General features: G+C 60.9%; 26 protein-coding genes. 4 read left to right on the plus strand and 22 right to left on the minus strand.

The annotated features are described in order from the left end of the window. Nucleotides 1–66: 66 nt before the first annotated feature. From H3221_RS18520 to H3221_RS18565, 10 genes are all read right to left on the minus strand, one after another. On the minus strand, nucleotides 67–1,257 hold the full coding sequence (locus H3221_RS18520) for a zonular occludens toxin domain-containing protein (RefSeq protein ID WP_196475226.1): 1,191 nt from the start codon (nucleotides 1,255–1,257) through the stop codon (nucleotides 67–69). Next, nucleotides 1,257–1,574 carry a DUF2523 domain-containing protein gene (locus tag H3221_RS18525; RefSeq protein ID WP_059391976.1) on the minus strand — a complete coding sequence of 106 codons (318 nt, stop codon included), beginning with the start codon at nucleotides 1,572–1,574 and terminating at the stop codon, nucleotides 1,257–1,259. The genes H3221_RS18520 and H3221_RS18525 overlap by 1 nt, the downstream gene beginning before the upstream one ends. Nucleotide 1,575: 1 nt before the next feature. Beyond that, nucleotides 1,576–2,262, minus strand: coding sequence for a virulence factor TspB C-terminal domain-related protein (locus H3221_RS18530; protein ID WP_224490675.1), 687 nt, complete (start codon nucleotides 2,260–2,262; stop codon nucleotides 1,576–1,578). Between the two features lie 833 nt (nucleotides 2,263–3,095). Continuing rightward, on the minus strand, nucleotides 3,096–3,302 hold the full coding sequence (locus tag H3221_RS18535) for a major capsid protein (RefSeq protein WP_017676838.1): 207 nt from the start codon (nucleotides 3,300–3,302) through the stop codon (nucleotides 3,096–3,098). 11 nt (nucleotides 3,303–3,313) lie between these two features. Beyond that, nucleotides 3,314–3,517, minus strand: a complete 204-nt coding sequence (locus tag H3221_RS18540) for a hypothetical protein (RefSeq protein ID WP_012018527.1) — start codon at nucleotides 3,515–3,517, stop codon at nucleotides 3,314–3,316. A 9-nt stretch (nucleotides 3,518–3,526) separates the two neighbouring features. Further along, nucleotides 3,527–3,706 carry a hypothetical protein gene (locus H3221_RS18545; protein ID WP_074678296.1) on the minus strand — a complete coding sequence of 60 codons (180 nt, stop codon included), beginning with the start codon at nucleotides 3,704–3,706 and terminating at the stop codon, nucleotides 3,527–3,529. Nucleotides 3,707–3,721: 15 nt separating this feature from the next. Then, nucleotides 3,722–4,108: a hypothetical protein gene (locus tag H3221_RS18550; protein WP_196475224.1), complete on the minus strand. Its 387-nt coding sequence runs from the start codon at nucleotides 4,106–4,108 to the stop codon at nucleotides 3,722–3,724. A 254-nt stretch (nucleotides 4,109–4,362) separates the two neighbouring features. Further along, nucleotides 4,363–4,650: a hypothetical protein gene (locus H3221_RS18555; RefSeq protein WP_196475311.1), complete on the minus strand. Its 288-nt coding sequence runs from the start codon at nucleotides 4,648–4,650 to the stop codon at nucleotides 4,363–4,365. A gap of 4 nt (nucleotides 4,651–4,654) precedes the next feature. After that, nucleotides 4,655–4,951, minus strand: a complete 297-nt coding sequence (pflM, locus tag H3221_RS18560; protein ID WP_196475223.1) for a lysogeny maintenance protein PflM — start codon at nucleotides 4,949–4,951, stop codon at nucleotides 4,655–4,657. Nucleotides 4,952–4,990: 39 nt separating this feature from the next. Next, the gene (locus H3221_RS18565) at nucleotides 4,991–5,209 is read right to left on the minus strand and encodes a MerR family transcriptional regulator (RefSeq protein WP_047589676.1); all 219 of its coding nucleotides are present in this window, start codon (nucleotides 5,207–5,209) and stop codon (nucleotides 4,991–4,993) included. A 146-nt stretch (nucleotides 5,210–5,355) separates the two neighbouring features. Here H3221_RS18565 and H3221_RS18570 point away from each other — a divergent pair, with 146 nt between their 5' ends. The 3 genes from H3221_RS18570 to H3221_RS18580 are packed head-to-tail and all read left to right on the plus strand — an operon-like array spanning nucleotide 5,356 to nucleotide 6,580. Next, a complete protein-coding gene (locus H3221_RS18570) occupies nucleotides 5,356–5,628 on the plus strand; it encodes a hypothetical protein (protein ID WP_017364005.1) in 273 nt (90 codons plus the stop codon). 55 nt (nucleotides 5,629–5,683) lie between these two features. Next, nucleotides 5,684–6,013 carry a hypothetical protein gene (locus H3221_RS18575; protein WP_196475222.1) on the plus strand — a complete coding sequence of 110 codons (330 nt, stop codon included), beginning with the start codon at nucleotides 5,684–5,686 and terminating at the stop codon, nucleotides 6,011–6,013. Between the two features lie 15 nt (nucleotides 6,014–6,028). After that, a complete protein-coding gene (locus H3221_RS18580) occupies nucleotides 6,029–6,580 on the plus strand; it encodes a hypothetical protein (protein WP_196475310.1) in 552 nt (183 codons plus the stop codon). On the opposite strand, the gene H3221_RS18585 is transcribed toward H3221_RS18580, so the two are convergent. Together H3221_RS18585 and H3221_RS25910 are read right to left on the minus strand one after the other, a co-directional pair. Further along, nucleotides 6,577–7,467: a hypothetical protein gene (locus tag H3221_RS18585; protein ID WP_196475221.1), complete on the minus strand. Its 891-nt coding sequence runs from the start codon at nucleotides 7,465–7,467 to the stop codon at nucleotides 6,577–6,579. The two genes, H3221_RS18580 and H3221_RS18585, sit on opposite strands and share 4 nt — an antisense overlap. A 120-nt stretch (nucleotides 7,468–7,587) precedes the next feature. Further along, entirely contained in the window at nucleotides 7,588–7,722 is a 135-nt protein-coding gene (locus tag H3221_RS25910; RefSeq protein ID WP_196475220.1) for a zinc ribbon-containing protein, read from the minus strand. A gap of 716 nt (nucleotides 7,723–8,438) precedes the next feature. Between H3221_RS25910 and H3221_RS18595 the strand changes: the two genes are divergently transcribed. Beyond that, complete coding sequence (locus tag H3221_RS18595) at nucleotides 8,439–9,119, plus strand: polysaccharide lyase family 7 protein (protein ID WP_196475219.1); 681 nt, start codon at nucleotides 8,439–8,441, stop codon at nucleotides 9,117–9,119. A 284-nt stretch (nucleotides 9,120–9,403) separates the two neighbouring features. Here the strand turns inward: H3221_RS18595 and H3221_RS18600 are convergent, their stop codons facing one another. The 10 genes from H3221_RS18600 to H3221_RS18645 are packed head-to-tail and all read right to left on the minus strand — an operon-like array spanning nucleotide 9,404 to nucleotide 22,235. Further along, nucleotides 9,404–10,885: a right-handed parallel beta-helix repeat-containing protein gene (locus H3221_RS18600; RefSeq protein ID WP_196475218.1), complete on the minus strand. Its 1,482-nt coding sequence runs from the start codon at nucleotides 10,883–10,885 to the stop codon at nucleotides 9,404–9,406. Nucleotides 10,886–10,899: 14 nt separating this feature from the next. Then, nucleotides 10,900–12,015 carry a polysaccharide lyase gene (locus tag H3221_RS18605; protein ID WP_196475217.1) on the minus strand — a complete coding sequence of 372 codons (1,116 nt, stop codon included), beginning with the start codon at nucleotides 12,013–12,015 and terminating at the stop codon, nucleotides 10,900–10,902. After that, entirely contained in the window at nucleotides 12,006–13,409 is a 1,404-nt protein-coding gene (locus H3221_RS18610) for an alginate O-acetyltransferase AlgX-related protein (RefSeq protein WP_224490677.1), read from the minus strand. The genes H3221_RS18605 and H3221_RS18610 overlap by 10 nt, the downstream gene beginning before the upstream one ends. A gap of 49 nt (nucleotides 13,410–13,458) precedes the next feature. Then, nucleotides 13,459–14,100: an alginate O-acetyltransferase AlgF gene (locus H3221_RS18615; RefSeq protein ID WP_196475215.1), complete on the minus strand. Its 642-nt coding sequence runs from the start codon at nucleotides 14,098–14,100 to the stop codon at nucleotides 13,459–13,461. 15 nt (nucleotides 14,101–14,115) lie between these two features. Beyond that, nucleotides 14,116–15,219, minus strand: a complete 1,104-nt coding sequence (locus H3221_RS18620) for an alginate O-acetyltransferase (protein WP_196475214.1) — start codon at nucleotides 15,217–15,219, stop codon at nucleotides 14,116–14,118. 10 nt (nucleotides 15,220–15,229) lie between these two features. After that, a complete protein-coding gene (locus H3221_RS18625; RefSeq protein WP_196475213.1) occupies nucleotides 15,230–16,663 on the minus strand; it encodes an MBOAT family O-acyltransferase in 1,434 nt (477 codons plus the stop codon). Between the two features lie 17 nt (nucleotides 16,664–16,680). Beyond that, a complete protein-coding gene (locus tag H3221_RS18630; protein WP_196475212.1) occupies nucleotides 16,681–18,072 on the minus strand; it encodes an alginate export family protein in 1,392 nt (463 codons plus the stop codon). After that, nucleotides 18,069–19,544: a sel1 repeat family protein gene (locus tag H3221_RS18635; RefSeq protein WP_196475211.1), complete on the minus strand. Its 1,476-nt coding sequence runs from the start codon at nucleotides 19,542–19,544 to the stop codon at nucleotides 18,069–18,071. Before H3221_RS18635 ends, H3221_RS18630 begins: the two co-directional genes overlap by 4 nt. Before the next feature lie 7 nt (nucleotides 19,545–19,551). Next, nucleotides 19,552–20,697, minus strand: coding sequence for a PilZ domain-containing protein (locus H3221_RS18640; RefSeq protein ID WP_192981895.1), 1,146 nt, complete (start codon nucleotides 20,695–20,697; stop codon nucleotides 19,552–19,554). A gap of 17 nt (nucleotides 20,698–20,714) precedes the next feature. Next, nucleotides 20,715–22,235 carry a glycosyltransferase gene (locus tag H3221_RS18645; RefSeq protein WP_196475210.1) on the minus strand — a complete coding sequence of 507 codons (1,521 nt, stop codon included), beginning with the start codon at nucleotides 22,233–22,235 and terminating at the stop codon, nucleotides 20,715–20,717. Between the last annotated feature and the right edge of the window lie 47 nt (nucleotides 22,236–22,282).

Raw genomic sequence — 22,282 nt, forward strand, 5'->3', positions numbered from 1 at the left:
CGCACACGCGCGCTCGTGCCTCGCACGCAACCACGCCGCCGCGCCTGGCGTTCCGCTGGTGTTCGCTCACAGGGCACCCTGATAACCGCTCAGCGACGGCCAGGCGGCTCCTACAGGCGCTTTGGATGCTGCAGAGGGAGCAGGCCGAGGGGGCAGGCGTTGCGGTGTTTGTTGTTCAGGCTGAGCTTGAGCAATCTGGCCGTTCGGATCGGGCAGGCGATCAGGCTTCGCAGGATCGAACGCGCCTTCTTCGACGTAGGCCATGCAGGCCTCAAAGGACACCACCGCTCTAGTGCCTTGCTGTGTGTTGCAGCGACAGCCATACACCTTGCCGTCGCGGTAGCCCAGGACGAGGCGCTTGTGATTCCTGGCCACCATCTGCTGATCAGTGGAGTACATGCAGGACAAGCGCGGATAGGTGACGGGCCGGGTGATTTCGTCATAGATCGGCGCTGAGCTGGGTACATCGGGCAGGCGTGGGACTCGCAGTGCGACGTACTCTTCAGGCGACAGTGGCGCGGCATTGTTCGCTGCTGGCTGTTGCGCCACGGGTTCGCCGGTCGGTGACATGGCGCGCGCCTGTTCGACGGCTTCGGCCTGGGGCTTGGGCGGGGCGATGCGCCGTTCATAGATGCCGTAGCCGAAATAGCCGATGCCGATGATGCAGGCGATAAAGACGAACAGCGCCCGAGGCGGCTTGAACTTCATGTGATGCTCAGAGCCTTCGGCGACGGACTGGTACACGCCGAAGTACTTCTTATCGAGTAGCACCCGCGTGGCCTGGCCGTCGCTGAAGTCGTTTTTCTTCTCGACGTCCATGTTCACGCGCTCGAATTCCCAGCGCTTGATGACCTTGCCCTTGTGGCCTCGCACGTAGTGGATATGCGAGTTGCAGAGCTTGCGGAAGTGGGTGTCGATCAGGCCGGGGTTTTGGGTGATGCAGTGCAGTTCATGGCCGCGATGGCGCATGGTTTCCAGGGCGCTGGCGTAGGCGGGGACGGCAGAGCCGGCAGGACGCACACGGAAGAAGGTCTGCGCTTCGTCGATGACGATCATGGCGTTCTGCGGCAGCTCGTGCCATTTCTGCGGCTCGTCGAATTCTTGCCAAACGGCCTCGAGCACTTCGGCATTGGGATCGAAGCCACGGATGTTGTGGTAGTAGACCGGGCGGCCTTCTTTCGCGGCTTTGGCGTCTACTTCCTTGATGGTGTTCAAGGTCTTGCCGTTGCCCTGCAGACCCGTGCGCAGGACGAACATCAGCCACCTGCCTTGTTGAGCAGGGCAAGGCCGGTGATGGTGCCGGTAATGCGGTCCATCCCAGCCAGCATCAGGCGGGCGATGACGGCGGCGATGATGATGTTGATGGCCACATCGACCTTGGCCATGCCGAGGATGGCCGCGACCGGTGGCGGGATGGCGCCGAACAGACCCTTGATATAGCCGTCGACGGTGTCGATCAGTTGGCCGATACCGACATAGGCAACGTAAGCAAAGCCCAGGGAAGCCAGCGCCCGGAAGACCAGCCCGGAAACGATGGAGCCGAGGAAGGTGGCAAGCAGTGGTAGTAGTGGCATATCAAGACCCCTTGATTCCGCGTCCGATGGAGACTGCAAAGAAGATCGAAGCCAGGGCCACAATCAGCGGGCCGATGGCTTGGGCGAAACGGCAGGCGGGTTCCCAGCTAAACGAGTAGCTGCGACCCATGACGGTGAAGCTCTGTGGGGAAGGGCACGACTGCGGCAGCCAACGGCCTTTGTTCACGGCTTCGGTGAACAGGCTGCTGACAGCGATGGACTTCTCTTCTAGCTGGTAGTCCTCACCAGCCAGTTCGGTGGCGATGTCGCTGCGAACCTTATCGTCGTACTGCCATTGGCAAATCTGGTTCTTGTTAGCGCGCAGAATGGCGCACTGGATGACGTCGCCTTCACACTTCAGCTCGGTGTCGCAGGCTTCGCCCTCGACGCTGGGCTTTACGCATTTGTTCGGGTCGGTTTTGGGGTCGCACTCAGGCTCATCATCGCCTTTGCACTGGTTGGGATCGGTTTTGGGGTCGCAGTCGCCGCCGTCCGTGCCCTTGCATTGGTTCGGATCGGTGGCGGGATCGCATTCGCCATCCCCATCGCCGTCTCCCTCGCCATCCCCGTCACCTTCGCCGTCCCCATCCCCGTCGCCGTCCTCACCATCGCCGTCTTCACCGTCACCATCATCGGGCGGGCAGACTTCGCCGGTGCTGGGGTCGCATTCCTCAGGTTCATCAGGCACGCAGGTCGTGCCGGACCATGAGTGGCCAGGGCCGCAATCTGGCGGCGGGTCGGTGGGGTCCGTGGGGTCGGTAGGATCGGGCGGCGGGGTGCCACCGGTAGGGTTGTCGCCGGGCTGGCACTCAGCGCCGGTGAAGGTGCCTACACCGTAGCAAACCCCTGTGGTGGCGCCTTCGGAGACGGGAACGCACTCAGAGCCACTGCCAAGGGCGATACGGCAACCGGCCTCGCAGCCATATTCGATAGGACCGAGGCCATTGAGGTCGGGGCGAAGCATGGACCAGGTGGTACTTTGGCCGGCCTTAGCCTGACATTGATTATCAGGCTGTTCAGGAGGAATACAAACAGGCTTGTTGTAGTCTGTTTTGTTTACAGAGTAACCAGCAGGGCAAGAATCACCATTCAGGCGAAAAGAATAATCGGCTACACCGTTGGGATAACCATCTTTTGTGAGGCGGCAACGAACGCTTGTTTCTGAAAGAAAGGTTAGAAGAGTGCCGTAAGGACCACCTGGGCGAGCTGAAGCGATTTCAGAACAACCGGCAGAAGGAGAGTCATAAGACTTGTTAGCAAATGGAACGGGAGCATTTGAAGATGACCAATAATAACCCTCAGCCCGTGATAGCCCTGAGTAAGACCCCGCCAAAACAACCAGCAGAAACAGCGCAATAAACGACCGACCCTGGCGCATCTCAAACCCGCCCAAAGAACAGAGCCCAGAACGCCATGACGATGATGATCGTGGTCAGCATGTTGGCGTCTAGGTTCATGGTTGAAATCCTGATGTGAAAAAGCCCGATAACGAGTTACCGGGCTGGTTGGTTGCAGCCGGCCTTACAGCGCGCGGCGGATGAACTTGAAGGCGGCAATCGCGATGATCACGCCCAGGACGATGCCCGCGACCTCGACGCCATCGACCTGCGCATCAGTGAGGGCAGTGGTCACGCCGGCCGGGAGGGCGGCGTGGGCTTGCTGCATGGCCAGCAGGCCAACAGCGGCGGTGGCACCGAGCGAGCGGCGCAGGACTTTCAGGTTTTGCATGGGTGTGTCTCCTACAGGTTGAGTGCCTTTTTCAGCACGAGAGCGCCGAAGACGATGGCGAACAGCACCAGGGCGTGCTCGCGGATCTGTGCATGGTCTTCAGCGGTTAGCCCGGTCGGGCTTATCTCACTGAGCGCGACGGTGGAGAGGGTGCCGACACAAACCGGGGTCTGGCCTGCGCTCTCCCATACGCCGTCGCACACAATGAAATTCATGGCGCCCCCTTACTCGGCCAGGCTGGGGTCACGGATGACCTCAGCCATGGCGATGCAGTCGGGGCAGATGACGAGGTCGGGCGCCTTGTTCAGATCGGGCAGCAGGTCGGGCTGGGGGGCGGACTGGTTGTAGAGCTGGCCCATGGGCTGCCCGCAGCAGTCACACAGCACGCGATCAACGATCAGCACGGCGGCGCCCTCCCGTCAGGCCTTGGCCGCGTCCGGCTGAGTGCCGGTCGGCTTGGGCTGTTGTTGGGCGGCGAGCTTGCGGGCTTCGGTGGCAGTGTCAGCAGCGCCAGTGCCACGGGCAGGCTTGGCCGACTCGACGTGCAGGACGATGAACTTGCCCGCGTTCTTGGAGCCGCGATCAATCTCTACGGTGACGCGGACGGTCTCCAGCACATCGAGGCCTTTGCAGGCGGCCCACACTTCGTCCAGGGCGATTTCGGCTACCTGCATCGAGAGCAGGGAGACGCCCAGGTCCTTTTCGCCGTCCGGTTCGTCGCCCAGGTACAGCTTCACCAGATCCACGTTGTCGAACTTCACGCGCTCAGCGCTGATGAATGCCAGTTCCATAGTGGTGCGTGCCATGTTGTGTTTCCTCGCTTGGTTGCGCGGTATTGCGCGGGTTTGCCTTTCAGCAGGCCGAGCGGGTCCACACGGGCAAACTTCTCGTTTTTGCCCGGGTGGGGTTCTCGACTTGCTGAGGTTTTCAGTTAGCGCCGCTGGTGCAGCGGGTTAGTTGTTCAACACCAAGGGCTTTGCCCTTGTCATCCCACTCTTGCCGCCGAGGGCTCGGGAGCGCGGGGCGGTGGAGCTGCCCCACACTCACGAGCGGAGGCTATTCAGGGTGGTGGGCGTTCAAGGGTTCGCTCCGCCCGTGCCTCCGTTTGGCCGAACGGTGGAGCGTGTTCGGACAAGCCGGGGGCGCGGCCCTTGACCGACATAGCAACGAGCGCGGCGGGCAGGCCTTTGAAGAAGCCGCGTGTTTCTGCCTGGGTGTTGGCCAGGCGCGGGTCTGCAGGGCGGGCGGTGCGGGCACCATCCATGCGGCCAAACCAGTAGGCGACGCCGATGCAGTTAATGAGCAGCAGGCCGAGCATGACGACAGAAGGCGTATCGAGAACGATCATGCGATCACCCCACCAGTTCGAACGGTTCGCGCAGGGGCACGAAGGGCGTTGGTTTGCCGGTGTCGCTCACAACGTGCCAGTACTGCGGCGGACGGTTGCCGGGCTTGTGTCTCTCGCAGGTATAGGCCTGCGTAACGTGGTTGAGACCATTGACCACGGACCATTGCGCGGGGCGGCAGTCGGTGCATTGTGTGTATGGGTAGGTAGGCGCCTTGGGCGGTATCCAGTTGCGGTTTAGCCAGCAGACAGAGCAGTCGCAGTTGTCGGCGTGCGGTTGGTGCAGGTAGCGGGAGAGGCTCATAGGTCATGCCCTCACCTGGGAGGCTGGAGGATTGGCGGATCATTCAACCCACTCCTCTTCCATAAGCTTCTTGGTCAGCAGGGCGACGTTGACCATTACGTGGCGGCCTACCTTGAGGTGGGGCAGGTAGCCGTTGCGCATCCAGCCGCGAACGGTGTCGTGGTCTTCACTCATGCGAATCCAGTTTGCGAACTCGCGCCACGGCATCAGCGGGGGCGGGCTCACAAGGTCTTTCAGCGTCAGGGGGATTCCTTCCATCAGAGTGGCCTTTGTTGCACTATGTTGGTCTTTGTTGCGCTACGTCTTGGTCACCATGCAGCGGATACCTGACGTAACCTACAGTCGTAATATACAACGACAGTGGGCGCTATTTGTATATTACATTCGTAGATTACTAGATCATTATGGAATCAATAGACGACCGCGTTAGAGCACTTGTAGATAAGGCAGGCCTAGACGAGCTGGTGAAGAAGACCGAAATCAGCGGGACGCGGTGGAGGACTGTCCGCTACGACAAGCGGACGAGGATTAGCACTCAGGAGGTAGAGGCGCTCACACGACTCTATCCTTCATATGCTTTGTGGCTGGCCAGTGGCAACGTAGCCCCCGAAAGCGGCCAGACAAGCCCCGAGTACGACGAGGCCAATCGAAACTTGACCGATCAGAACGCGGGATAGCGATCACCCAGGAAGTAGCTAGGCGCTGGTATGCCCGAAGGGAGGTGGGTAAAGAATGAAGAGAACAGCCATATTGGCACTGGCCATCGTCAGCCTTGCAGCCAACGCAGACGATCAGACAGCCCTGTCCAAAGCAATCGACGCGATCAAGCCCGCCACAAACGCGGCAGGTGAATACGTCAGCAAAAGCATCATGCAGAGCCTGTCGGGCAATGACACCGCGATGGGCCGAGCTGCACGCAATAACCTCGAGCGTCAGGCCAAGGCCGAGCGGGAAGCTAATCGCGGAACACGCAAGACCATGAAAGAGTGCATCAAGCCCGGCAACGTCATCGACGAGGACGTGCAGGAGTGCATCATGGGCATGCGGGAAAGGGACTGGTAAGGAAGGAGTTCAAGGATGAAGGCAGACAGAGACGATGCCCCAGAATGGCTAACCAGCCGCCCAAGCAAAGGCAGCAATCTTAAGGTCGTACTGGCAGGCGTGATAGGCACTGCCGTTACCCTTGGTGTACTTACTCTGGCCGGCCAAGCGTTTATGGAGAACACCGTAAAGAATCTGGCTGCGAACAGTCAGCAACCGAAACCCACCCCGGTTGCCGAAATCACCCGATCAGAGCCAACGCCCAGGAACGACTGGGACAAGATCGTGGAGCAGCAGGCAAGGCGAGACGCAATGTCTCAGGAGCAACGTGAGCAGACCACTGGATCAAATAGTCCTGCAGTCAAACAGACCGTGTTCAACGATCAGAACTACACCCCGAGAGGAGCTGACAACGTGCTCAGCTCTCGGGAAGCTCCAAGGACAGTGCCTCAAGAACAACCCAAAGAAAAGTTGCGAGTAACTGTAATTAAGGAAGAAAGAAAGCTGAAGGATTTCTGCGGAGGAAAAGAAGGAAGCATTGAGCGAAGGAATTGCAAGTCACATATTGGGCTTGAAAACAGAAATTAATCATCACTAGACAAAGCTTTTTCATAACCACGTGTAAAAGCTTGGCGCTGCTCAGAATCCTCTAGAATTGCTAGTTGCAATGCTGCGTAGAGAGACCAGCAGTCTTTTTCAATCTGATCACCTGAAAATTTACCCTCCTTGAATATGTCGCATCTTATTCTATGCAGTCTAAAAACTTCATTGTTGATTATCTGCGACCCTAGCTCATTGTTAAAATATTTTTTGCGCTTATCCCCGTTATTGCCTGGAATTGGTAGGGAAGATATTACAGCCTCAAAGGCTGACCACATGAGAACGAATCGTTCAATAGGGAATATTTGAGAAAACGCCTTATCCAAGAGAATGGTGGACTCAGGGGGTAACTGCCTAATTCTGGCTTTCTCTATGTCAGGATCGTTAAAAAAATTCAAATTCTGCGTATCAAAATAGGAAGCAAACCCCTTTTCAGAGTGAGAGATAGGCTGGCAGGTGTTATTGGAAAAGCTTCTAGTTAAAAGAAGCTCCCTCGCAATTGGCACACCAAAAATAAGGCGAAGAATGTTTACCGTATGAAGCTCTTGGGTCTGCCCATCCTGCCTGTCTTCAACACTGCTATAGCAAAAAGTGAACTTTATATTATTGCTTCCTCCTGGGATTGGCTCCTCTACCAAAGAGCTTACGCACTGACCAGATGGATCGTAATACTTCGACCATCTTTGGCGAGAGGTAGAGCTATCGGGGGGTATTACCAAAGAAATATCGACATTAGAAATGCCAGAATTAATTAAGAAGCCTCTAACTCTGGCTAGGTCTTTTTGCTGTAGAGAAGAGCTCCAAATGGATTCGTTAAAGAAGGAAAAATTCACTCCGCCCCACTCTTGAATTATTCTATCCTTAAAAGCATCCATTGGTTTTTCCATAAGCTAAAAATATAATAATTCTTAGAGCAGAGAAATTTTATGTTTATCTGTAAGAAACAAAGAATCACTCACTGGCAGCTTTTTTTATTCTACCAATGAGTGAAGTGATTACGGCCGGTACTCAGTCCCTTGGCACTTAGGGCATGGAGGGAGCCGGTCACTGCTGTCGTTAAGGTAAACGGATTGACCGCATTTTCTACAAATGTAAATACCGATTCCAGGTTTCTCGCCAGTTGATGACATCTCACTTCCCTCTAAGATAATCAGCCCTGATAAGTGTCACCTCAGGCGGGCTGAAAGCCTGCGGTACAGTTAGCCATCTAAACGTGCTGCTATGCTGACCCATCGACTGATGGCCAAAAGCTAGCCCCAGAAGTCAGACCTGTCTAGGCGTTGAGTCGAAAAAGTGTCGAAATCAACGGGCGACAGAGTGCCGCAATGGGCAGCAGGCATGAGGCGAAAGCCTTGATTTTGCTAGCGTTGGGCAGAGCAGGGCAGTAACGGGCAGCCGTCGAAACGGGTTCAAATCTCCATCTTTCCCTTCATATCCAAACCAAAGCCTCGAACCGCAATAAGGTTCGGGGCTTTGTCGTTTCCGTATGTTCGCTTGTGCCAGCCGCAAATGGTCTGACGCCCTCGAAGGAGCGCCAGCGCTCGCCGCGCTACGAAGCGCGAGCTGGCGCACATTTCTGCAAAGCTTTCATGGGCGCCAACTCCGCCGCTTCTGACGCACTGTTCGGCGTGTCGATGGGGAAATTCCTTGGCGATGAACGTGTGGACAGGCGTTCCTGTTGGCCACTTTTCAGGTGGTCAAAAAAATAGCGCCAGCATGGTGACGGGTGGTCGTTAACGGCCGCCGAGCGTGCCGATATTCTGCGCTTCAACGCTCGAAGCGATGCCGGCACGGCCATGGATAGATCGGGCGTAGACCAGCGTTTCACCCTCGGAGTACCGCCCTCATGATCGATCTGTCCACCTGGAACCTGACCATCCCTGTCGGTGTTCCCGCCACCGTTATTTCCACCCCCGTTCTGGCTGGTGGGTATCAGGATCATTACTTTCAGTCGAAGGAGGGCAAGCTGTTTTTCTGGGCGCCGGTCAACGGCACCACGACTGCCAATTCGACCTATCCGCGCAGTGAGTTGCGCGAGACCTTCGCCGACGGCGCTCTGCGCAACTGGCGCTATAGCGCCGCAGATAACGTGCTGAGCGCCACGGTGAAAATCACTCAGGTGCCGTCGAACGGGCTGATCGCGTTTTCCCAGATCCATTCGAAGAACAGCACGTCGCCCCCCATGATGTTGGGCTATCAATCCTTGTCACCCACGGGCTATGGCAATGTGGTGATTTCGTTTCGGGGCAATCCGGCCAGCGCCAATTCCACCAAGATCGTGCTGTCGAGCAGGATCAAGTTGAATCAGGATTTCAGTTATGAAGTCTTTCTGGCGAAGAACGGCAGGCTGACGATTGGCCTGGTCGAGCCGGGTGGCACGGTCAGAACCTGGAGCGGTGTGCTCAATTCGGCCTGGGCCAGTCACAACCTGTATTTCAAGGCGGGCGTTTACACGCTCGACAACAACGGCAATGAAACCAGTGCCGGGGCGGCTGTGTTTTCAACGCTAAAAGTCGAGCACCGCTAGCAGGCGTTGAAAAACTACCTCGGCTTTGGCTTCCTGCGTCGCCCTACCTCCTGCATCCATGCAGTCGTGCGTTGGCAATACGGCGTTAAAAACGGCCTCGCGTGCGAGCCCAGTCAAAATGCTCATTTACAACACGCAGGCTGCGCTTTTTCGGCCGTTTTTGCGGGGCCGTCATCGGCCTTGTCTTGCCTGTCTCGCCTACGTTTTTCAATCGCCTGCTGACCCCGTCTGGCCTGCACTCGGATCGGGAAGAGTGCAGGCCTGTCAGTCACGTCTGGCGCTGGTCAGTTGGTGCAGGTGGGGGCGCCTGCGCTGCCAGTGGTGCCGGTCAGGGGCTGGGATATCTGCAGGTGGCAGTTGCGTCGCACGGTGTTGTCGAGGATCTGGCTCTGCAGGGGCAGCAGGTCGCCGATCAGCAGGTTCTGCAACAGCGGGTTGGCGCGGTACTGGTTGCTGCCCAGCACGGTGTTTTGCATGCCTTCCACGCGGATCATGGCTTTGCCGATGCTTTCCAGGGTGTTGCCGGTGATGACCAGCTGGCCGGCGGTGAGCTGCTCGTTGCGCAGGCTGATGGCGTATTCCGGGGTGGAGTGGATGCGGTTGTCGATGATCAGGGCGCCGCTGAGCCCGCCGGCGTCGATGGCGCTGAGCCGGTTGTTGGCGATCAGGTTGTTCTCGATCAGCAGCCCGGCGCCGCCGTTGATCTGCCGCAGCATCACGCCGTAGCCCTCGGACGCACCGAGGCGGTTGTTCTCGATCAGCAGGGCGCCGCTTTGCTCGCTGACTTCGATGGCGCTCTTGCCGGTGTGCAAAATCAGGTTGTTCTGAATGCGCCCACTGCTGCTGCCGCCGATGCGGATGCCGCTGTTGTGCTTTACGTCGTCGATGCGGTTGTCTTCGATCAGGAAGCGGCTGTTGCCCAGATCTATGCCGTACTGCTGCAGGTGGCTGAACTGGTTGTTGCGGATCAGGGCCTCGCTGTGGCGCAGCTCCAGGGCGCTGGCCATGCTCTCGAAGCGACTGTTGTCGATCAGAATGCGCGCCGCCGGCCGGGTGGCGGACTGCTGCGCGCTGATGCCGCTGCTGATGCCGCGGGAGAAGTTGGCGTTGTAGCCGATCTTGACCAGGTGCGAGTCGACAACCCGCAAGCGGCTACCGGCCCAGTTCATGATGAAGGGCCGGGTAGGGCGGTCGGTGGCCAGTGCGCGCCCATCGCTCCAGCTTTCCAGGCGCGAGTCCTGTACCTGCAGCAACCCCTGGTTGATCAGTGCGGTGCCCGACGGGCCGAAGAGGTAGAGCACCTGATCGTCGATGAGCAGGGCGGCGTCTTCGGCAATCATCAGCGGGTAGCTGAGCAGATAGCCGTCTTCATGCTTACGCAGCACCTGCGGGTCGTTCAGTTGCGCGTGCAGTTGCGCCAGGCTGACGCTGCCACCGCGGATGACCACGGCGCGCGGGTGTTGCGCCTGGTAGCCGGCGATGGCGCGGAACAGGCCGTTGTGTACGAACGGCTCGAACGGCCAGCTGCCCGCCTGCGCCGAATACATCGGCTCCAGGCTGGCGTTGCCTCGCTGCGAAGGTGCCGGCAGGTCGAAGGTCGGTGGCTGGCTGTGTTGCATGATCTGCTGGCGGGTGCGCTGTTGCTGCTGCTGTTGCCATTGCGGGTCCAGCGTGTGCAACGCCGCTGGGCCGCCGAGGGCGCTCAGGCTGCAGGCTGCGCAGGCCGTCAGCAGCAGCGCGCGGGAGAGGGTCAGTGCCTGGGACATGGTGGCATCCTGCGTCAGTTGAGCTGGGGGTACAGCGGTTTCAGATCGCCGCCCACCTGGCTGTAATGATTGATGGCTTTGCCGTGCGCCTGGTACAGGCGTGCGGCCCATTGGTGCTGCGGATAGCGAGTGAGAAAGGGCAGCACCCAGACCATCTTGTGCGGGCCGACTTCGCTCTGGCGCTCGGTCAGTTCCGCCAGGGTCTTGGGCTCCAGCGCGGCGCGCGCGGCAAAGTTGGCAAGGCCGGCGAGTTTCTCGCGCTCCTGCTCGGTGAGTGGGCGACCGTTATGTTCGGCAGCCTCCACCAGCAGCATCAGCGGTACCAGGGCGTAGTGGCTGTAGTCAGCAGCCAGACGGCCGCGAGCGACCTCCAGGGGCAGGTACTGGTAATCGCCCTCGCCGGGGGTGAGCTGGGTGAAGGCGCGGCGCAACGCGACATCGGCCCAGGCCAGGGCGTGGTCATCGTCGAGCAGCATGGCGGTGGCGGCCACGGCCCAGGCGGCCCAGTAGTCGTGGTTGTTGAAGTAGATGCCTCTGTCATGGCGGCGCGGCTCGTACTCGGCCATCACCTTGGCCGACAACTCGCCCAGCCAGCGCGCCTGAACGGCGCTCAACTGATAGCGCTGATCGCTCAAGGCTTGCACCTTGAGCAGTGTCGAGGCGATGGCGGCCAGTGCCCATTTGCGCGAGGCGACGCCGGTCTTGCTGGCGTCGGCGCTGAGCAGCGCCGATTTGCCGGCCCAGGCATCGAGCCACTGGTTAAGGCAGGCCAGGGCGGTGGTGGCTTCATCGGCCTTGCGGGTGCGCTGGAACACCTGAGTCGCTTTCACCAGGCCGCCGATGTAGTGCTTTACCTGCTGGCGGATGCGTTGGGTGTCCTTGCTCTGACGCGCCACCAGCCGCGATTTGCTGGCGTCGCTCTGGTCGTACTTGCTGTCCAGTTGCAGGTGCCCGGTGTAGGCCGCAGGCGGCTTTTTCGGGCAGCTCGCGTTGCGGTAGTCGCCCGTCATCTGCGCCGCCACGTTCGGCGCGTGGTTGCTCCAGATCGACTGCGTGGCGCTGGCGCTCACTGGGCCGGCGAGCAGCACCAGCATGGCGGTCAGGCGGCCGGGCGACATCTTCACAGACATAGCTTGGTCTCGATCTGGAAGGGTTGCTCCACCACCTGGGTGGGTTCGAGCAGCACCGACAGCAGGTTGGCGTCGCGGAACTCCGCAGCGCGGCTCAGCTCCAGGTAGTACTGCCCGCCGGTGACGATGGCTTCACGGCGGAACCACACCTTGTCGCGCGTGCCGTTGTCGTAGTAGGTGATGATGTAGAAGTTCTTGATGTTGGGGTCGCTGATGCGGATGTCGAGTACCGCGTCGCGGCCCTTGAGGTCCTTGCGCTGCGCACCGGCGTTGCTGAGCAGTTCGAGGCGATCGTTGAGGCCCATGGCCGGGCGTTCGAGACGCGCTTCGAGCAGGCTGTCGCTCGCCTTGCAGCCGCCGTTGACCGCCGGGATCAGCTGGCGGTACATCAGGTCGCCATCCAGGCGATAGTTGGCCGGCAGCTCCCAGATGATCAGCTTGGGCGCCTTGTCCGGGACGTAGTTGGACGACAGCAGGTATTCCAGCAGCGAGCCGTCCTGGCCCGCGCCGGGCAGGGCGTAGTTGATCAGGTCGCTGCTCAGGTACTGCTTGAGAAAACCGTCGAAGTTGAACTGCTTGGTCTCATCTTCACGGGCGGCGGAGTTACTGGTGCCGACCAGGACGATTTCCGGGTCGGGCTGCTCTTCGAACAGCAGGGCTGCGTCGTTGTCTTCCGGCACGGTCTGGTAGCCGGGCACGAACTGATAACCGAAGTGGTTGCCGCAGATCGCCGCCAGGCCGAGGTTGAGGGTGCCGTCCTTGGACAGGGTCAGGGTTCGCTCGGTGGTGTAGCCCTTGCGCGGGAGTTGCGCGTAGACCGGGTGCTGGCGAATGGCATCGGCGGTGACGCGGGCGGTGGCCTCTGCGCCTACCGGGGTCCAGTGGTGGTCGCGGCGGAAGAAGAAGTCCTTCGGCGGTTGCTCCACCAGGGTCATGATGTCCGGGACGATGGCGCCGCCGTCACGCATCTGCTGCAGGAACTTGCGCAGGTTGGCGCTGGCACGCGCGTAGTCGAAGCCATGCATCTGCCCTGGCTGCAGCTGGGCGCGATGCATCAGGCCGCGAGTTGGTTGCACGGCCACCGCCACCTGGGTGCCATGGCTGGCGAACGCACGCATCAGGCGGGCGAACTCCGGCTGCATGGCTGGCGGAATGCCGAACTCATTGGTCAGGTCGACCTCCGAACGGAACAGCCAGCGATCGCTCCCCGGCACGATCTGCTTGAGTGACTTCATGTTGCCTTCGGCATATTCCTCAGGCGCACTGAGTTGCGGGCAGATCAGGCATTGCAAATCTGTGCATGCATCGGTCTTTTCGCCCTGCGCCGCAGCGGAGGCGTTCTGTACGCCTGCTGCGATCAGGCTGCCGATGGCCAGTAGAAAATAGTGCTTCATGCTCGTTGGGATCATCGTCCGCTCACTTGTTTGGCCGGCCGTTCAGGGTTCATTCGCTGGGGTCGATGCTGTTGGCCAGGGTTATCGCGCGGTAGCCGTTGGCTGCGGGTAGCAGGGCATAGCTGTAGGAGCGGCCCTTTTTCAGGAACAGCTCGTCGAAACCGATCAGCTGTTCGCTGTCGGCATAGGCGGAGAAGGCGATCTTCAGCTCGTTGACCATACGGCTGCCGGTCTGGTCGCGCTCGATGGTGTCGACCACCACGTGCTGCCCGTCGACGGTCTTCAACGCTGCCGGCTTGTCGGTGAGGTTGTAGAAGGCGATCTGCGCCTTGCGCGGTTCGTTGACGAACTGGTCGGCGATCAGCAGCAGCTGGCCGTCGCGGTAGATCACGGTGCTGGCGGTGTTGGCCTTCAGCTCATGCTCGATCGCCTGGTTGGCCACGGCGATGCGCTGCTTGCCCGGCACGACGAAGCGATAGCCGCCGAACTGCCCGCCGGTGACGACCTGGGGTTTGTTCTTGCCGCTGAGGGTGACTTCGATGTTGCGTTCGCTGAGGTTGAGCACCCGTACGAAAGCCGAGTTGGCCGGGGCCACCGGGTCGTAAAGGTCGGCGTTGCCGTCCTGGGCTTGGGCGGCGGCGCTGGCGATCGTCAGCAGGATGATCAGGGCGCGGGAAATGAAAGCAGGCATGCGACGGTACCTCGGTCAGTGTTGGGCAGTGTCTGGCGTAGCCAGGGGCGAAGGAATCTGGCGCTGGGCGAGCAGGGTGCGCAGGGGGAATTCCCAGATCACGGTCTGCAGCTCAGCGCTTTTCGCGGCTGGGCCGGCGAGAAATTCGTTCATCGACTGGAACGGGCCACGGGCCTCCAGTGCGACGCTTACCAGGTCGCGCTGCAGGGCCTCTTTGAGAAAACCAACGAAGTTCCAGTCATCGATGCGCGTGTAGCTGGTGCCGACCAGCGCCAGTGACACGGCCTCTTCGCCGAACAGGCTGTCGGCCAGGTCGTTGCGGCTCTGCTGCAGGGTTTCGTAAAGCTGGATATGTACCGGCTCGAAATAGCTGGGGGCCAGCCTGGGGTCGAACTTGAGGTAGTTGAGCAGATCGCCGGTCACCTCTTTTTCGCTGACTGCCTGGGTCAGGTAAGGGGTCTCGCCCTGCAGTTCGGGAAACTGGGCGGCCAGGGTCTGGGCTGCCAGTTCAGCGCCCCTCGGGCTCCAGTGAGTATCGTTGCGCAGGAACAGCGGCTCGGTGGCCGCCGCACTCTGGTAGGCGCTGCGCAGGTCCACGGTGTCGATGCCGTGTTCGCGCAGGCGCTGGCTGAAGTGCTGGTACAGGTCGCTGATCGGCTGCGAGGGGGCATAGGTGGAATGTACGGCGTAGGTGTCCAGCTTCATCGGAATGGGCAGGACGATCAGCCGCGCGCCCTGTTGCGCCAGTTGCGCGCGCACCTTGTCGATCAGCACGATCTGCCGCTCCAGGTTGCCCTCGAGGTCCCTGGGCTGCAGGTATTCCTGGTTGGTGAACAACCAGCCGTCACGCCCCAGCACCACGCCGCTGGCGCCTTCACGAAAGATCGCGTGCTGGATGTTGGCCCACAGCTCGACGGACGGGTCGCGCAGGAACAATTGCTTGTCGTAGAACTGCTCGAACTTGCGCACCAGTTTGCCGTCGAGAAACAGCGACAGAGCCTGGGTCTGCGTGCCGGCGAAGGCGAACACCGTCGGCAGCGAATACAGGAACATGGCGCACAGCATCACGCAGAAGAGAATTCCGTTGATCTTGCTGGCCGAGTTCATCACCGGAAACATGGGGGCATCCTCAGAACTGGAAGTACAGGAAAGGCGAGAAGGAGTTCGCGGCCAGGCGGGTCAGCGTCAGCAGGAAGCCGACCCACAGCAGCAGGGCGCTGAAACCGCTGACGTGCTGCATGAAGTACGGGTCCTTGTGCGTGCCGGCGTAGTAGCGAATGTTGATGCCGCCGGCGATGACGATCCACAGCAGGGCGATCAGGGTGAAGGTCATGGTCATGGCCGAGGTGCCGAACCAGTAGAGGTCCAGCGAGCCGATGCCGTTGAGGCCGATCAGCGCCTGATAGACCTGCAGGGCGTGCGGCAGGTTGCCGGTGAAGAACAGCGGCATGCAGGAGGCCAGCACGAACATGCAGCGGGCATTGCGCCAGAAGTTGTAGGGCGTGTTGACCTTGGTGGCGATGCCCAGCTTGCGCTCGACCACCATGGCGATGCCGAAGAACAGCCCCCAGAAGATGAAGGCGAAGCTCGGCCCGTGCCAGAGCCCGGACAGCACCATGGTGATGACCAGCCCGACCAGCATGCCGACCAGGCGCTTGCGTACCAGCGGCATGTACACGTAGTCACGCAGGAAGTCAGCCAGGGTCATGTGCCAGCGCTGCCAGAACTCGGTGATGCTCTGCGCGATATAGGGCTGGTTGAAATTCTCGGCGAAGCGAAAGCCCATCATCATGCCCAGGCCGATGGCCATGTCGCTGTAGCCGGAGAAGTCGAAGTACAGCTGCAGGGCCGAGATAAACAGGCCGAACCAGGCATCGGCCATCTGCAGTTCGCCACCGCCGCCAATGAACAGGGTATTCATCGGCGCCAGGGAGTCGGCGATCAGTACCTTCTTGATGAAACCGAGCATGAAGCGGCAGGCCCCTAAGGAAAACAGCTCCAGCGAGTGGGTGCGGTTCTTCAGCTGCTTGTCGATCAGGCTGTAGCGCAGGATCGGCCCGGCGATCAGTTGCGGGAAGAGGGCGATATAGGCGGCGAAATCGACGAAGCGATGGGTGGGTTCGGCATTGCGTCGATAGATGTCGACGATGTAGCTCAGCGCCTGGAACACATAGAAGGAGATGCCCAGCGGCAGGATGATGTGTTCCAGGGTGAAGGTATTGATGCCCAGCGGTTCCAGCACCGCCACCAGCACGTCGGCGCCGAAGTTGGCGTACTTGAAGTAGCCGAGCGTGGCCAGGTTGCCGATCACGCCGACGGTCAACAGGCGAAAGGCGATCTTCTTCTCGCCGGCATCGATCCGCGCCTTGATACGCAGGCCGAACCAGTAGTTCCAGTACGAGATGGCGACGAACAGCAGCAGGAAGTCCGGACGCCACCAGGCGTAGAACAGGTAGCTGCCGAGCACGATCACGTACGAGCGCCAGTGGTCCCTGGCGATGTAGTAACAAAGCAGGAACACCGGCAGGAACAGGAACAGGAAGACGTTGGAGGCGAAGATCATGCTAGCGCTGCTCTCGGTCAGTAAGTCAGGGTTATGCCCAGCGTCAATTGATAGTCATCACCGATTTCCAGCGCACTGCCGGCCTTGAAGTAGCTCAGGCTGGCCAGGGTGTTGAGCTGAACCCGCTTGCCGTCGTAGGCCAGCGGGAACATGCGCCAGTAGTGGTTGATGTCCAGCACCTGACCCAGATGGGACGAGCCGGTATCGCGCACCACGCCTTCGGTGGTGGTGCGCAGGGGCAGCTGTGCCGAACGGTTGCGCAGATGCAGATCGCTGATGCGCAGATCCAGTGCAGTGCGGTCGGTGGGCTGGGTTTCCAGCACGATGCCGTAGAAGGCCAGGTTGCTCAGGTTGACGCTGACCAGGTTGCTGACCAGACGACTGCTGTAGCTCAGCGGATCGTTGCGCCGATCAGACTGGATGCGGTTGAGGGTGAAACCGTCGCTGCCGCTGTCGTCCGGGCGATCGGTGATACCACCACTGATGCCCACGCGCGGTGTCCATGGCAGCGTTTCGAAGCGCTTGCCGACATCCGCCACCACAGCCCAGCCGGTCTTGTCGCCGCTGTCGCGCAGGCCATTGTTCTGCGTGGTTTCCAGCCTGCCGTCGAGTGCCGCGACTTCCAGGTGATAGTCGCTGACCAGCGACGTCAGGTGGCGGGTGTCACCATGCAGGAATACGCCGTAACGCAGGCCGTCGAAGTCCTGGCGATCATCGGGCGAGCTGCCCGAGTAGTCGTCCTCGTGCAGCAGGCGCGCGCCGATCCAGTGATCGGCATGCCAGCGCCAGGCGTACTCGGCCATCAGGTAGCGAATCTTCTTGTCGCGCGGGTCGAGGCGGTTGTCGTCGGAGTTGTAGTAGTAGAACTTCTCGGCGATGGCGACGAAGCCTTTGCCGAAGCTGTCGTTGTAGTCCAGGCGCAGGGCTTCGATGCTGTCGTCCCACCAGATGCCGAAACGATCGCTGAAGCGCTGGCGGCCGAAGGTCGCGGAAAAACGCGGGTCGTCGCCCAGCAGGTTGCGGCGTACATAGAACTCGCGGGCTTCGCTGTAGGCATGGCGCCGGCTCGACAGGTTCTCGTCGTTGCCCTCGTCGCTTTGCAGGGCATTCGGATCGGTGTCGTAGTTGAGCCACAGGCGGCCGAAGGCTTCCCACTTGGCCCAGCGTTGTTCGGGGGAGTACCAGCGGTAGGATGGCTCGTAGCGCAGGCTGAAGAAGCTGCGACGGTCTTCGCCCAGGCGCGTTTCGTCCGGCCCATAGCCGGTGCGCAGGAACAACTTGTGCGTCAGCAGCGAAGTGACCGGCTCCAGCTCGGGCGAGGCGATGCTGGTTTCTTCTGCGTGCAGCAGACCGAGCGGCAGGCAAGCGAGCAGCAGGGCTGCGCGGCCAAAGGAATTAGGAGCGCTCACAGTGTGGATTCCTCGATAAGACGGTTGCCTTCGGCGGCGGCTATATCGCGCTGTTCGGGCGTGAGCCGGGTGCTGAGCGAGTGCATCAGGTCGGTGGCGCGCTGGTCGCCCAGCTCGTGGGCGGCATAGGCGAAGGCGTAGGCCTTGCCGTTATCGCGGCAGATAGCGCGGCCGTAGGTATAGAGGCGGGCGATGCGCAGCAGGGCGTTCGCCGAGCCCTGGCGGGCTTCTGCCATGTACAGCGCCAGGGCGCGATCCTGATCGGGTTCGTCCAGCCCGCCCTGGCTGTAGAGGTCGCCTTCGAGCAGCTGTGCTTCGGGGTACTGCTCGGCCTGCAGCTCGGTGATCAGGCGTTGGCTCAACTGCGGATCGAGGGTGCGCCACAGCACCATGTGCAGGCTGGCGCGCAGTGCCTTGATGCGCTGCGGGGTGATCGGGTTTTCGCGTTCGGCCATGCTCAGGCTCAGGTTCTCGCCCTGGCGTTGTTCCAGGCGTTGGATCAGGGCCAGCACGGGCTCCGGGCTGTAGCGGTCCGGCGCGGTCATGAGGAAGCTGGCCTTGCTCAGCATGGCCGGGCCGAAATCATGCTCGATGGCGTTGTCCAGCCACTGCAGCACTTCCCGGTCGAGCTGTTCGACCAGGCTGGCATGGGCCTTCGCCTTGACTTCGCGGGCCTGCTTTTCTTCGTCGTTCTGCGCGCGAGTGGTCGGGCGGTTGTTGTTGTAAGTGCTGATCTCAATGTTGCGGATGTTCGTCATCTGCTGGGCGATGCGGTGCACCAGGTCGACCGGCAGGGCGTTCATGCGCGGCGTCAGGCGTTCGGCGAAGGCGCGAAACAGCGCGTTGCGCTGCTCGCCAAGAAACTCGTAATAGCGCTGCACGGCGCGCGGGTCGCTTTCCACGGCCAGCTGGAACCATTTCTCGGCTTCGCTTCTTTCGCCGTAGCGGGCTGCCGCCACCGCCCGGTACAGCGGCGCGTGGCAGTAGATCAGGCAGGCGCGGTCATAGAGCTCGATCAGGCGGGTAACCTCGTCCTGCGTGAACAGCTCGGGGTAGACCAGGAACACTTCCAGGCGCGTGTCGACGGCGATGAAATCGCGTCCCGGTGTAAAGCGGCTGAGGGCCTGGCGCACGTATGTGCGGTTGGCTTCGCGCCAGCGCGGCTTGTTGTCCACCAGCCGGGCCAGAGGGATCAGCGCGCCAATGTCACCGCGGCCATCGGCAAAGGCCTGCTTGAACAGGTCGATGGCCTGCGTGGTATTCGCCGGGCTGCGGCCGGCCAGCACTTCGCCGAGCAGGCGCGTGGCGCCCAGGTCACCACGCGCGGACAGATGGCGCAGGTCTGCTTCGACCTCCGCCTGGCTGTCCTGAAACAGCGCATAACGGACCTGCTCGAGGCTGCGCGCCGCATGCACCGAGCTGGCGAGCGCCAGCGTCAGGGCGGTTGTGCAAAGAAGATATCTGACCGGCATGGCGACCTCAGAACGTCCAGCGCAGGGGCAGGCCGAGCTTGAAGTCGACGGCCGTCGGCAATTGATAGGCGCTGCGCGGCAACGCCTGATCAGGCTTGATGGTCAGCTCGACCATCTGCCGTTGGTCGTCAACGCGGCTGGCGATGATTTCGCCGCTGTAGAGGGCGTCGCTACCCAGCACACGCATCTCGACCGCCCGCACGCGCTCGATCTTGTCCATGCGATCGAACGGCACGCTGGCCTTGACGTTCAGCGGCTGATCCTGCGGCAGCAGATGCACCAGTTGCTCCTGCTTGTAGGCGAAGCCGTCCATGCGCGGGCGGGGGAAGTACAGGCTGCAGTCGCAGGGGCTGGCGATCACCGTCTCGACGGTCACGCGGCCGAGCAGGGCGGCTGCATCCTGCTCGGAAAGGCTGGCCAGGGCGGCGATGTCGGTCGGGCTGGTCAGGCTGCTGGCCAGTTGCGTGGACACGCTGGCCAGCGGCTGGCCGGTGCTCACGCTGGTCTGCTCGGGGCCGATCAGGTACTTGAGGTTGCCGTTCTCCGGCATGCTCACCACGTAGGCATTGGCGCTGACCACCGCCTGTGCAGCCGGCATCTGGAAGAACAGCAGGTAGCTCTTGTAGAGGATCAGGCTCAGTGCCGCCAGGCCGGCGCCGAGAAACAGCATCGACCCCAGCGCCGCCTTCAGGCGTTCGGTGGGCGTGCGCGAACTGGCCTGTTTGGTCTTGCGCTCCTTGATGTAGTTCTCGCGCTGCATCACGTTGAACAGGCCGTTGATGTCGGCGATGTCGCCGGACATGTAGGCCGAGATGATGTAGCGCAGGATGTCGCGCTTCTGCCGATCCAGCTCGACGAACTCGGCGCCCACTTCATGGCCGCGCTGGGAGACGATCTTCAGCTTGGTGTCGATGTTCAGGTCGACCCTGTTCAACTTCAGCTTGATCGAGCCCTGGAACAGGCTGCCGAGCTTCAGCGGCTGCTCGTGGGACAGACCGATGCCGCCCAGGGAGATGTCCAGGATCTCGCACTCCACGCCGTTCAGGCCGTGACCTTGCAGGCTGATGCGGGCGGGAATCTTGGCGCGTACGAACTGGCGCTCATCGATCGCTTCGTGAACAACGTTTGCAGGTAAGACAGTGGTGCTACTCATAGCATTCGCGCCTTTACTTAAGGTTGCGTGAGTTCCAGCAGGACCGAAATGACCCCGAAGAAGATGGCGATGGAGGACAACAACATCGTCTTCGACGTCCATCGATTAAGGGCCGCATCGAAACTGACGCTGCCATTGCTGAGCGTGGTCTTTTGCCGGGTCCAGCTCTGCTGGTCCATGTGGAACATGGTGTAAACCTTCATCACCGAGCCGACGATCTGGTTGTAATACAGAACGAAGGGGTACATCGGATGCACCGGGTGCTTGGCGAAGAAGAACAACAGCGTTACCAGGGTGCGCGACAACAGCACCCAGAACAGGTACAGCAACAGGTACTGGATGCCGAACAGCAGGCCGGCCACCACCGAGGCGCTCAGGCCCATCAGGCAGGTCCACATGGACACGCGCTGGTCGTACAGCACGTACATGGTGAACAGGCCCAGACGGTCGAGGCCCAGCAGTCGGGTGGCGCGGAAGTTCTGCCGCAGCGAGTTGCCATACCAGCGGTACATCAGTTGCCGGGTCGCGCGCAGGAAGCTGTTGTCGGGTGGATGCTCCACCGTCAGGGTGTGGCTGTCGGGCACGTAGAAGGTGTCCCAGCCGGCGCGCATCAGACTGAACCAGGAGGACTTGTCGTCGCCGGTGAGGAACTGGAAGCGTCCCAGCCGCCAGTGATCGAGGAAGTCGGCTTCCACGTCCTTGATGAATTCCGGGTTGGTCATCACGCTGGCGCGGAAGAACGACAGGCGCCCGGTCATGGTCAGCACGCGTTTGCTCAGTGCCATCGAGCACATGTTGATGTGCCGCTGGACGAAGCGCATGGTGTGCCACTCCTGCATCAGCCGGCTGCCTTCCACCTCGCAGAACTCGTTGGTGGTGATGCCGCCGACGCTGGGCAGATAGGCGAACATGCTGACGGCGCGCTCGACGCAGCCGGGCAGCATCATGGTGTCGCCATCGACCACACCGACCACGGCGTTCTCCATGGGCATCTGCCGGGACAGCGCGCGGAAGGCATGCGCCAGGCCGTCGCGTTTGCCGGTGCCGCGGGCGCGCACGATGATCAGCTTGATGTCGTCGCGGTCGCGGACCTCCTGACGCATGATGTCCTTGATGAAGTTCTCGTCGCCTTTCTCCACGATCGAGGCGATGACGGTACAGGGCACCGGCATCCGCTGCACTTCCTGAAACACCGACTGGTACACCTTGAAGGTGGTGTGGGTCGGGATGCGGAAGCTGGTCACCACCATGAACATGTGTTCGGGCAGTGCCGCGGCCCCCATGCGTTCGACGGCCTTGCGCATCCGTGGGAAGCGCCAGTGCAGGAAGTACATGCCGCGCAGGTAGTGAGTGGCGGCGTTGCCGTAACGCCACATGCCCAGCGCACCGATCAGAAAAATGAATTTCTGATGCGACGGGTCGAGGTAGCTCGGGTCGACCATTTCCGAGGCAAGCGCGAGCGTCGCGATCAGGCAAAGCCAACCGCATAACTTGCCGAAACCGGATGAGGTGTCGACTCCGTTGAATAACCTGGGCATGTGACGTGCTTCCTCCGGTGAAGCTGTGTACGGACGTCAGGTGTGGT

The organism is Pseudomonas chaetocerotis, assembly GCF_015712105.2.
GTDB classification, from domain to species: domain Bacteria; phylum Pseudomonadota; class Gammaproteobacteria; order Pseudomonadales; family Pseudomonadaceae; genus Aquipseudomonas; species Aquipseudomonas chaetocerotis.